12 protein-coding genes are annotated in these 9,502 nt (G+C 43.4%); 3 read left to right on the forward strand and 9 right to left on the reverse strand.

The features are described from left to right. Nucleotides 1–312 precede the first annotated feature (312 nt). Nucleotides 313–1,014, reverse strand: a complete 702-nt coding sequence (locus tag ABI430_02255; GenBank protein ID MEO8637700.1) for a hypothetical protein — start codon at nucleotides 1,012–1,014, stop codon at nucleotides 313–315. 441 nt (nucleotides 1,015–1,455) lie between these two features. After that, nucleotides 1,456–2,118 (reverse strand): hypothetical protein, encoded by a 663-nt coding sequence (locus tag ABI430_02260; protein ID MEO8637701.1) that lies wholly within the window; start codon nucleotides 2,116–2,118, stop codon nucleotides 1,456–1,458. A 151-nt stretch (nucleotides 2,119–2,269) separates the two neighbouring features. On the opposite strand from ABI430_02260, the gene ABI430_02265 reads away from it, so the two are divergent. Then, nucleotides 2,270–2,599 (forward strand): hypothetical protein, encoded by a 330-nt coding sequence (locus tag ABI430_02265; protein MEO8637702.1) that lies wholly within the window; start codon nucleotides 2,270–2,272, stop codon nucleotides 2,597–2,599. A gap of 112 nt (nucleotides 2,600–2,711) precedes the next feature. On the opposite strand, the gene rplL is transcribed toward ABI430_02265, so the two are convergent. From rplL to ABI430_02285, 4 genes are all read right to left on the reverse strand, one after another. Further along, nucleotides 2,712–3,131 carry a 50S ribosomal protein L7/L12 gene (gene rplL / locus ABI430_02270; protein MEO8637703.1) on the reverse strand — a complete coding sequence of 140 codons (420 nt, stop codon included), beginning with the start codon at nucleotides 3,129–3,131 and terminating at the stop codon, nucleotides 2,712–2,714. Nucleotides 3,132–3,247: 116 nt separating this feature from the next. Next, nucleotides 3,248–3,733: a 50S ribosomal protein L10 gene (gene rplJ / locus ABI430_02275; protein ID MEO8637704.1), complete on the reverse strand. Its 486-nt coding sequence runs from the start codon at nucleotides 3,731–3,733 to the stop codon at nucleotides 3,248–3,250. A gap of 601 nt (nucleotides 3,734–4,334) precedes the next feature. Beyond that, on the reverse strand, nucleotides 4,335–4,994 hold the full coding sequence (locus ABI430_02280; protein ID MEO8637705.1) for a transposase: 660 nt from the start codon (nucleotides 4,992–4,994) through the stop codon (nucleotides 4,335–4,337). 93 nt (nucleotides 4,995–5,087) lie between these two features. Continuing rightward, on the reverse strand, nucleotides 5,088–5,981 hold the full coding sequence (locus ABI430_02285; protein MEO8637706.1) for a DUF6159 family protein: 894 nt from the start codon (nucleotides 5,979–5,981) through the stop codon (nucleotides 5,088–5,090). Between the two features lie 122 nt (nucleotides 5,982–6,103). Here ABI430_02285 and ABI430_02290 point away from each other — a divergent pair, with 122 nt between their 5' ends. Then, nucleotides 6,104–6,328 carry a hypothetical protein gene (locus ABI430_02290; protein MEO8637707.1) on the forward strand — a complete coding sequence of 75 codons (225 nt, stop codon included), beginning with the start codon at nucleotides 6,104–6,106 and terminating at the stop codon, nucleotides 6,326–6,328. Here ABI430_02290 and ABI430_02295 read toward each other — a convergent pair. Together ABI430_02295 and ABI430_02300 are read right to left on the reverse strand one after the other, a co-directional pair. Next, complete coding sequence (locus ABI430_02295) at nucleotides 6,315–6,542, reverse strand: type II toxin-antitoxin system HicA family toxin (GenBank protein MEO8637708.1); 228 nt, start codon at nucleotides 6,540–6,542, stop codon at nucleotides 6,315–6,317. The two genes, ABI430_02290 and ABI430_02295, sit on opposite strands and share 14 nt — an antisense overlap. Further along, entirely contained in the window at nucleotides 6,539–6,796 is a 258-nt protein-coding gene (locus ABI430_02300; protein MEO8637709.1) for a type II toxin-antitoxin system HicB family antitoxin, read from the reverse strand. Before ABI430_02300 ends, ABI430_02295 begins: the two co-directional genes overlap by 4 nt. Nucleotides 6,797–7,346: 550 nt before the next feature. Here ABI430_02300 and ABI430_02305 point away from each other — a divergent pair. Continuing rightward, nucleotides 7,347–7,625 carry a hypothetical protein gene (locus ABI430_02305; protein ID MEO8637710.1) on the forward strand — a complete coding sequence of 93 codons (279 nt, stop codon included), beginning with the start codon at nucleotides 7,347–7,349 and terminating at the stop codon, nucleotides 7,623–7,625. Between the two features lie 142 nt (nucleotides 7,626–7,767). Here ABI430_02305 and ABI430_02310 read toward each other — a convergent pair. Then, on the reverse strand, nucleotides 7,768–9,502 hold a 1,735-nt coding region (locus ABI430_02310), incomplete at its 5' end, for a hypothetical protein (GenBank protein MEO8637711.1).

Below are 9,502 nucleotides of genomic sequence, written 5' to 3' on the forward strand. Positions count from 1 at the left end.
TACTTTTTCCGCTTAAATTTAATGGTGTTTAACATACGTCTTTATGTGAAAAATAGTATAGCGCCACGGCGTTTTTTTGTCAATAAAAAAATCAATCGAGTAAACCGTGTAAAACTATCCGATATGGATATGGTGAAAAACCTTGAAAAACTGGGGCTAATTAGGGGGAAAAGGTAAAATCGGCCTTTCTTTATGCACATCTTTTCCCCAGATTTTCCCCAGATTTGCTCTATTATTACGACTATTGAAAGATCGCCAAATGCAAAATCCCGCTTGCGCGGGATTTTGCATAACGAAACTTTCATAGAAACCCTATCTTCCCTTGTGCGAAATATCATCCCGCACCTTTTCGATAATTTCAGAAGCCGCCTTTTGACCTCCAAGTCCAAATGCCAACCCAACGGCCAATGCAAGACCCGCGACAATTGCGGTGAAAAGTATGTTGACGAGACTATCAGCAATTCTCAACTGATTAAGCGCCGCCAAAATAGTAAAAAACCAAATCGCCCACTTTGTGACTACGCCCAAAAAATTCGCGGAAGTCATGTCTCCCGCTCGGGCGCTCGATGAGACAAGTTTGCTTAAGGCATCGGCTATAATCACTCCCGCAACTAAGATAATGACAGCGACAATCACGTCAGGGATATACTGGAGCACTGCTTGTTGCAGGAACATTGTCACCTGTTTAAGCCCCAACGTCTCGAGAGACGCAACGATGAATGCAATAATGATGAACCATTTCACTAATGCCCCAATAAACTTTCCGGTATTCAATTTCAAACCTGCCCGAGTGAAATATTCTTCCGCGTTCGCCTTTCGCAAAAGAACATCGACTTTAATCGCGCGAACCAACTCTTCTACCAGTCTCCCCACAAGACTGCCGACAAGACAGCCGAGTATAAAAAGAAGAAGGGCGATTATTAATGACGGCACAACATTGACAATACCCTGACCAATCGATGTAAATGAGTTGCCGAGAGTATCGTCCCACATTTTTAACCATTCTCTTAACATAGTTGTAAGCACTTATGGTGCTCAAAATTAACGAATAATTAATAATAGCATGGAGAAAAGCACGACCTTTTCTTTGTCTATTAATTATACCACGCCCGATTCAGAGAGGCTGTTGATAACCCGAAGTCATGCGACATGACTTCGGAGCAATAGTCGTATGACTATAACCCGAAGTCATGTTCCGTGACTTCGGAGCAATAGTCGTATGACTATAACTTTTGAGAAAATTCGAGACAAGAAGGGCTTACGCGTTTGGATGCTATTCGAGGCGCGAGTGAGGTGAGGAGCGAATACTTGGAGCTCCGCAAGACTCTGAACGTTTCGTCTGCGAAATGTGAAGAGTGTACTGCTCCTGTAAGGAGGGTGACCAAGCTGTAGTTTGATACTACTGCGCGGGAACAAGGAGGAAGCAACGAAGAAGAGCGCCAAACGCGTAAGCCCTTAAAAACTCAATTTAATGCCGGTTCGGTCAAAGAGAACCTCATGAGGGTAGTCCAGGATATCGCGCACAAGCTTGTCGTAGATACTCATTCGGTATTTGAAGTCTTGAGTTTCAAGATAGGTATATTGGAGTTCCTTGCCTATTTCGGCTTCTATGCTTTTTATTGCTTGAGTGAGCTTTTTTTTCTGAATTTTATCTCCAACAACGAGAATATCCACCCGGGAATCCCAATTCTGAATGAACACTCCCGCTATGATGACGAGCTTTACTTTTCCTATCGCCGAAAATCGTTGGAGAATTTCATTCTCCTTCACCAATATGGTGTTTATGAGGAGATTCTGAAGCTCTCTCAAATAGGTAAATCGGCTGTTAAGCGTCCAACCATGCACCTTCCTTTTGGTGTGAACAATCATCATCTTTCTCTTCTTGCCTCTTTTCTTCTTACCGACAAAAACAGCGCGGGCAAATGATTTCACAAAGCTTTTTCTCGAGAACAGGCCGATGCCTTCGAGAGCAGACAATTCCTTCTTCGCCACATCTTTTTCCACCCGAGCCCTCTTTGACACGTCAAAGATGTCGTACGCCGACTTGGCGTTAAAAAGAAAAAGTCGCATGATTCTCACCTTTGCTTCGGACCCAAAAATTTTTCCTAGAGTGTCCATGGGGTAGGTGTTAGCTGTTAGGTGTTAGGTGTCAGGTGTCAGTTACAGATTGATTAGGCAATTCTATCTCATCTAGCTGTGGGATAGCTAGTATTGACATTATGAGTAGCTATTGTAATATCTGCAAAGCAGAAAACACGCGGTACAAGATATGGAAAATCTAAACGTTCAGTTAACCACTCACGAGACAATCATTTTGGCGAGCCTCGTTCAACTCCTGCGAGATCAAGTCTACAATCTTGCAGAGCAGACAGTACGAGCCTTAATGTCTTCGAAATCGCCGGACACGTCAACCGAGGAAGAGCCCCCTAAAGCTTCTCCGGAAAAGGTTATCAATATTCCACTGCCCTTAATCTGTGCTTTGGAGCAGTTGATGAAGGATAAGGAGAAAAGCATCCAGGCGCCAAATTTCCCCATTCTTCTGGAAAGGTTCAAGGAGGCTCGTCTCTCTGCGAGGCATTCGCCCAATGGCGGTTCGTAAGAACCGCCTTTTTTATTGCAAAAGTCCCAAAGGTTGAACCTTTGGGACTTTTTTCATGAATCCTGAATCTTGCCCGTCCGCCGAAGCCTGAGCGGAGGCGGGAATCGTGAATCTATTTGAGTTCGACTTTTGCCCCCGCGGTCTCCAGTTTCTTCTTCATTTCTTCCGCATCCGCAATCTTCACTCCTTCTTTGAGAACTGAAGGAGCCGCATCTACAAGATCTTTAGCTTCTTTAAGTCCGAGTCCGAGAACATCTTTTACAACCTTGATAACCGCAATCTTGGTCGCGCCCGATTCTTTCAAATGCACGGTCACAGTACTCTTCTCCTCTGCTACAGGAGCACCTGCGCCACCTGCCGGAGCCGCCGCAACTGCCGCCGCAGAGACTCCCCACTTCGCCTCAAGGAGCTTGACGAGCTCGTTGAGGTCCACAATCGTGAGTTTCTCAATTTCATGAACGATTCCCTTAAATTTTTCGGGAACCTGCCCGACTGCGTCATGCGGGCGGGCCTCAATTTTTGTTTCTTCCATAATGTTTACCACGATACAAATCTACAAATGCATTCGAATGATACGAATGACAGCGGGCTCATTCCCATTCGTTGCATTCGCATACATTCGTATATTGGCATCGATTTTATTAGTAATTAACTTTTCTTCGCCTTCTCACTCAACACCATCGCAAACCTCTGTCGCGGTGAATTAATGAGATTCACGAACATTCCCCGAAGTGCCTGCAAGGAAGGGATGAGAGCGATTGCCCGTATTTCTTCCTTATTTTTGAACACCCCTTCAAACACTCCGCCCAAAAGAGAGAACTTGTTTTCAAACTTCTTTGCGAATTCAAACACTTCCCTTGCTGGAGCAGTGGGCTCGACGCTGTAGGCAACCCCGACTTCTCCTAGAAGTTCGGGCATCTCACCTTCTATTTTTGCATCGGTGAGCGCCCTCTTCACAAGCGTTTTCTTGGCCACGTAGTAACCGACATTTTTCGACTTTAAGACACGTCTTGCTTCGCTTATGTCTTTCACCGTCATCGTGTGGAAATTTACAAAGGCCACGCCCTTGTTTTCTCGGGCAAGTTCAGCCAGTTTGGCATATATTTCTTTCTTTTTTTCTTTTGATATTGGCATGCTGATTAGCTTTTAGCTATTAGCTATTAGCTTCTAGCGTAAATAAAAACGACCTTTACCCGGTAGTGAATTTTGGCGATGCGCAAAGCGCTGGACAAAGTCCCTCGCCAAAATCTACTACGGGGTTTGATAAAAGGCAAAGAGGAAAAGCAAAATGCTTTTGAGATAAACCTCGGCAGGTCTTGGGGGAAGGTGTTAGGTTTGAGGTGTTAGGTGTTAGTTGAGAAGATAGGAAAAATCCAATCTAATCCTGCTTACACCTTTCACCTTTCACCTGTAACCTACCCTGCCCGCTGTCTCTGGCCTTATTTCGACATCTTATTAAATTCCTCTATTTTGTCAACATGACAAGCGACGTCCCTTCCTGCGGTACTTAGTCGATTTTAATCAATTCCACAGCGGCGGCTTGATCCATTTTTTGCCGTTCATAGCTTGCGACGAGAAAAATAATTATGCTTACGAAAATTATAGCAAGAAACCCTCCTGCAAATCTAAAAAAAGTCTTGTCGAAATATCGAAACATGCATAAAGTATAACGCATCAAGTGACAAGTATAAAGACAAAAATCTCCAAGGGTTACCCTTGGAAATTTTTCCCTCACTTATATAGCATCGGGATCAAAATTGATCCACTCAAAAAGATTCGTCTTGAAATCGTTTGTGCTTCTAAAGTAGGCGGGAAAAGCCGAAGAATTGATTATCAGACTATTCTCTCTTTTCTCTCCAATATAATCTAAATAACTAGAATCAGAGTAACTATGCAAAAAAGTTTTTGCGATATCTTTTTCGATTTTCTTCTCTCTCCACAATGGATCAAAAATTTTAAGGGGGTTGAGATGAATGTATGAAAAAATATATTTCAAATACTCATCTGAATCTAGGTGAGAGGATTGAAATTCACCTTCAAAAAGTATCCCGGTTCTAGCATATTTTTTATTAAAATACATGGAGTAGCTCGTCTTCAATTTTGACATAAACTTCACAATACCTCCTTCCTTTATTTCTCTCACTAAGATATGAAAATGATTCGGCATCAAGCAGTAAGCTCCAATCGCGACCAATTTTTCTCCAACATTAGTTGATGAAAGTGGCGTATTTCCGATATCTTTATAAACTAATGACTGACTTCCGTTACAAAGAAATAACAGCCTTACAAATCTTTTTTTATCATTTTTGTCCAAATAAATAATACGCTTATCAACACCCCTATTATAAAGATGATAGTGCTCATGAAGAGCAAATGGAGTTTTTCTAGTACTCATTGTTATTAGTTATTAGGACTTTAATCTCCAAGGGTTACCCTTGGAACGTAGGAATATGGGTAGATTGCGCCAAGGGTAACCCTTGGAGGGAGCTTACTTCGACTTAACGGCGTTTTGAATCAACTCGGGAGAAAACCCTTGAGGAATGTTTCCGGTCGAAGCGTATTCATAGAGTGCCAGTTTAAAAATCGCCCCTAGGCAGGAAGAGACGATAGAAAGAAGGATGACGGCCAATAAAAGAAAGATTCCGATTGCTATCCCCATTTTAATCGTTGGAAAAAGAATAAATAGTGTAACACCGACACCGAACACCGCGAAAAAGAGAAGTCCGAAGACTAATCCCACTCCGAGATTTATAATAATCGTTTCACCCCAAGTTTTTCGAATAATCGCCGCAGACTCGTGGAACGAATCTTTGATTGATTTTTTTCCGATAATAAGCGAGGGTAGACTGAAATAGGTAAGGATATTCCAAGCAGCGCCAAAAATCATCGCCACGATTTTGCCGATGATTTTCGAATTGTCGGCAATGATCCGGAGGACAAGGCCTACCGTTGAAGAAATCAGTGACCAAAGAGCAATCTTCGGAGCATTTTCGAAGGCGGCTTTTATACCATCTCCCAAACTCAAGTTTCCTCCTTTAAACCGAGCATCAACAATCAGATACATTCCCGCCTGAAAAAAATTTGTGATAAAGAATACGATAAAGTACCAGACAAAAAGGACTGCGTAGGAAGTCACGTTCATTTGGTTCTCATTCTCTAAAGTTGCCAAACTTCCTCCTAAAATGACAAAAAAATAAATTGAAGCTACAACCGCAAGCGCGAGAATGCTGAAAATCGAGGAGAGCACGGGAAACAAGAGGAGCTCTTTATCCTGATTCAAGACACTCCAAGATTCACGGACAATCATTCGGCTAGCTTTAAACTTTCCGATAGTAAGCGGAACGCGAGGAGGCAATGACGAAACTTCATTTTGAGTGGGCATAGCTATTTTGAATCATAATGATAATGAGAAAAGTATACCATATATGGATTTTTACCCAAGGAGACTCCTAGGAGTACATTTTGGAACGTAGGAATATGGTTAGATTTCGCCAAGGGTAACCCTTGGAAACTCTTGGAGGGTTCTTGGAGGGTTTTGGTGGCAAAAAAGTGGAGAAGGGTTACCCTTGGAGGGTTTTTAGAGAAAAGGTCGACGTAGGAATATGGGTAGATTGCGCCAAGGGTAACCCTTGGAAACTCTTGGAGGGTTCTTGGGGGGCTTTGGTGGTAAAATGGTGGAGAAGGGTTACCTTTGGAGGGTTTCCAAATCAAGAAATCACAAGGAATTAAACTCGTCTACCGACAGTCCGGCTTGACGAACAACTATGTTATAAAGCGTGCCGATAGGTATGTCTTTTGATCCATGTACCGGAACAGTCACAATTTTTGTTCCATCTTGACTCTTTAAATATAGATGACTGCCTCTTTGATGAGTTTCGAAGAAGCCTGCTTTTTTTAGCTTTTGAATAACTTTTTTCGCTGGAATCCTTTTAAGCTTGCTCATAAAGTCAGACTTTCATGAGGAACAAAAAGCTTGAGGTATGTGCCTTCAGTGTGAAATGCCGGTTTAGGAATTTCTTTATTTTCTTTTATGAGCACTTCAAAATACCCCAATGCCGCTTCTCTAACATTGGCTTCCGCTTCGGCAAATGTATCACCGAAGGATGAAACATGATTCAATTCTGGAACAGTAGCGACAATTTGCCCAGTCTCTTTATCTACTTCATATTCAATTCTAAATTCAAATTGATTTTTCATATTTACACTATAGCAAAATTATGGTTTATAGTAAATAGGTAGGTAGGTCGGCAAAAGTGAGGCATAACAAAACCGCCGAGGCACCATAGTGGTGCTCGGCGGTTTTGTTTAGCTATTCACCTGGGTTTAACCAGATGACACGAGAAGCTAACTGACTATTTTCAATCGAGATTCATACTCCAAGGAAACTCCTTGGAGTGCATCGTGGAACGTAGGAATATGGGTGGATTACGCCAAGGGTAACCCTTGGAGGGTTTTTAGAGAAAAGGGCGACGTAGGAATATGGGTGGATTGCGCCAAGGGTAACCCTTGGAGGGTTTTTGGAGGTTCCTGCCGCAGAAAAAAAAAGAGGAGAAAAAGGATAGACATGACAAAACCGCCGAGGCACACGGGGTGCTCGGCGGTTTTGTTTAGCTATTCACCTGGGTTTAACCAAGTGACACAAGAAGCTAACTGACTATTTTTCAATCGAGATTCGTACTCCAAGAAAACTTCCTTGGAGTGCATCGTGGAACGTAGGAATATGGGTAGATTGCGCCAAGGGTAACCCTTGGAAGGTTTTTGGGAAAGGAACAACGTAGGAATACGGTTAGATTTCGCCAAGGGTAACCCTTGGAGGGTTTTTAGAGAAAATGCCGACGTAGAAATATGGGTAGATTGCGCCAAGGGTAACCCTTGGAGGGTTTTTTGGGGGGGTTGGAGGGTTTTGGAGGGTTTGGGGAGGAGGAAATGGGATTTTGGAGGAGGTAAGAGAAATGGGAAATGGGGAATGGAAGAAGGTGGAAAGAAGAAAAAGAAAAAAAAAGGGGGGGGGGAAAGGCAGACATAACAAAACCGCCGAGGCACACGTGGGTGCTCGGCGGTTTTGTTTAGCTATTCACCTGGGTTTAACCAGATGACACAAGAAGCTAACTAGTTTTCAATCGAGATTCGTACTCCAAGGGGACTCCTTGGATTCCATAATCCTAAATTTAGTTAGGAATGATGATTGAAGCTGACTGATAGTCCTCAGTAGGCAACGCTAACTGTTGCAAAGTAGCCGGTACAGCTGTTGCTGCAAAGTTAATTGCCTGAAGCTGTCCACGAGTCAAGATATCTGCTACAGCTGCATTGTGGTAAACCGTTAATCGGAAGCTAGCAGTTTGACCAGCGTTAATTTTCGCATAAGTCACACCTCCAGCTGTAGTCTCACTACCACCACTGGTTCGGTCCAAGCTAACAGTAGTTACACCTGTACCCAATGCTGCGTTAGTATTTGCGTTTTCAACAAAAGCAAATGCACCCGCAACAATATCCAATGGGAACGTTGAATCTGTGCTACTTGCTCCAGTCAATGCAATGTATGCTGGATCGTCAAATGCTTCTACGTCGAAGTTAATAACGAATACACCTCTATCGTCAGTAGCGTCCTGTGATGTTCCGTTATTGTCTATACAAGAAGTACTTGTACAAGAAGGGTCAGCGGCACCTACGCTTATCGTGATTCCTGTTGAAGCAAATGAGATATCATTGCTTTCAGCGGTTCCGGTAAGATCGGTGATGTCTACTCCGTCGCCATTCTCATCGTCAGCATCTATGAGATCAGAATTCAAGAGTACGGAAGTAAAGCTATCACCGTTACCCAAGGTACCGCCAATTTCATTGATATCAGCTAGCAAGGTGAAGGTGGCTGAACCATCAGCGTCTATAATAACATCATCATCGTCAAGGTTAGTAATAGTAACTCTACGAGAAGTATCTGCACTCGGAGCAAAACCACCGGCATCAATCGTTACATCACCAACTTCATCACCATCCATCAAGAGACGGAAGTCGCTGGCAATTTCTGTAACACCAGCGCCAAATGAATTAATATCGAACGGAATGCTGTTTAGAGTGATGTCAGAACCCTCCGCTTCAAGCGTGAAGCTCAAGATTTCAACATCATTTGTGTCGCCTGAATTATCAATTTGAACCGTGTGGGCATTGTTAATACTATCGTCATCTTCATTCACACGAAGACGAATATCGCCTGAACTGCTCAAATCCTCAAATGAGAAGACTTCGCTAATGTCGCCGGTAACAACACCAGCTCCATCTACATTAACACCATTTCCAGTATTATCTGTCAAGATTGCGCCAGAGCGGTCTTCAAATCGGATTTGGCCTAGACCAACAACCCAAGGCTCGCCGAGGTCATCGCTGTCAACATTGTTGACTGATGTAACGGCAACATGGAATCGAGCACTCTCATTCTCTTGAATCGTCGCGTTAGAGATAGAGATGTTGGCGGAGTAGATATCGTTGTCTTCATTGAATTCATCAACATCAATAGTTCCAACTACATCGCCCTCCATCAAAATGGATACTTGGTCAACATAGCGGTCGAGGTTATCTGAACCAGTGGTAGCTCCGTCGTAAACAAACTCAACTCTGACAGAAGTAACGTCAATATCCGAGCCTTCCGCGTCAATATCGAAGCCGAGGACAGGGACATCATCATCGTTTTCTGTCACTTCGCTATCAGTACCAGAACTGGTTTGGTCAACGTTGACATCACCAACTCCGCCTTGACCAGGGAAAGATGCACCCGAGCATGAAGCGCCAGTTAAGTAATTGAACATTGCTCCTGCTGGGCATCCTGGAACGTTTGAAGGCACGCATGGAGCGCTTGTCATATAATTGAACACTGCTCCTGCTGGGCATCCGGCTGTAGGTGGCAATGGG

This window comes from Candidatus Taylorbacteria bacterium (genome assembly GCA_039934295.1).
Taxonomy (GTDB): domain Bacteria; phylum Patescibacteriota; class Minisyncoccia; order Phycocordibacterales; family HO2-43-120; genus HO2-43-120.

What these genes read in the sequence shown, in the direction of transcription:
- ABI430_02300 (MEO8637709.1), bottom strand. Translation starts at nt 6,796, where the DNA reads ATGAAAAATCAATTTGAATTTAGAATTGAATATGAAGTAGATAAAGAG.
- ABI430_02265 (MEO8637702.1), top strand. Translation starts at nt 2,270, where the DNA reads ATGGAAAATCTAAACGTTCAGTTAACCACTCACGAGACAATCATTTTG.
- ABI430_02295 (MEO8637708.1), bottom strand. Translation starts at nt 6,542, where the DNA reads ATGAGCAAGCTTAAAAGGATTCCAGCGAAAAAAGTTATTCAAAAGCTA.
- ABI430_02285 (MEO8637706.1), bottom strand. Translation starts at nt 5,981, where the DNA reads ATGCCCACTCAAAATGAAGTTTCGTCATTGCCTCCTCGCGTTCCGCTT.
- ABI430_02280 (MEO8637705.1), bottom strand. Translation starts at nt 4,994, where the DNA reads ATGAGTACTAGAAAAACTCCATTTGCTCTTCATGAGCACTATCATCTT.
- ABI430_02260 (MEO8637701.1), bottom strand. Translation starts at nt 2,118, where the DNA reads ATGGACACTCTAGGAAAAATTTTTGGGTCCGAAGCAAAGGTGAGAATC.
- ABI430_02255 (MEO8637700.1), bottom strand. Translation starts at nt 1,014, where the DNA reads ATGTTAAGAGAATGGTTAAAAATGTGGGACGATACTCTCGGCAACTCA.
- rplL (MEO8637703.1), bottom strand. Translation starts at nt 3,131, where the DNA reads ATGGAAGAAACAAAAATTGAGGCCCGCCCGCATGACGCAGTCGGGCAG.
- rplJ (MEO8637704.1), bottom strand. Translation starts at nt 3,733, where the DNA reads ATGCCAATATCAAAAGAAAAAAAGAAAGAAATATATGCCAAACTGGCT.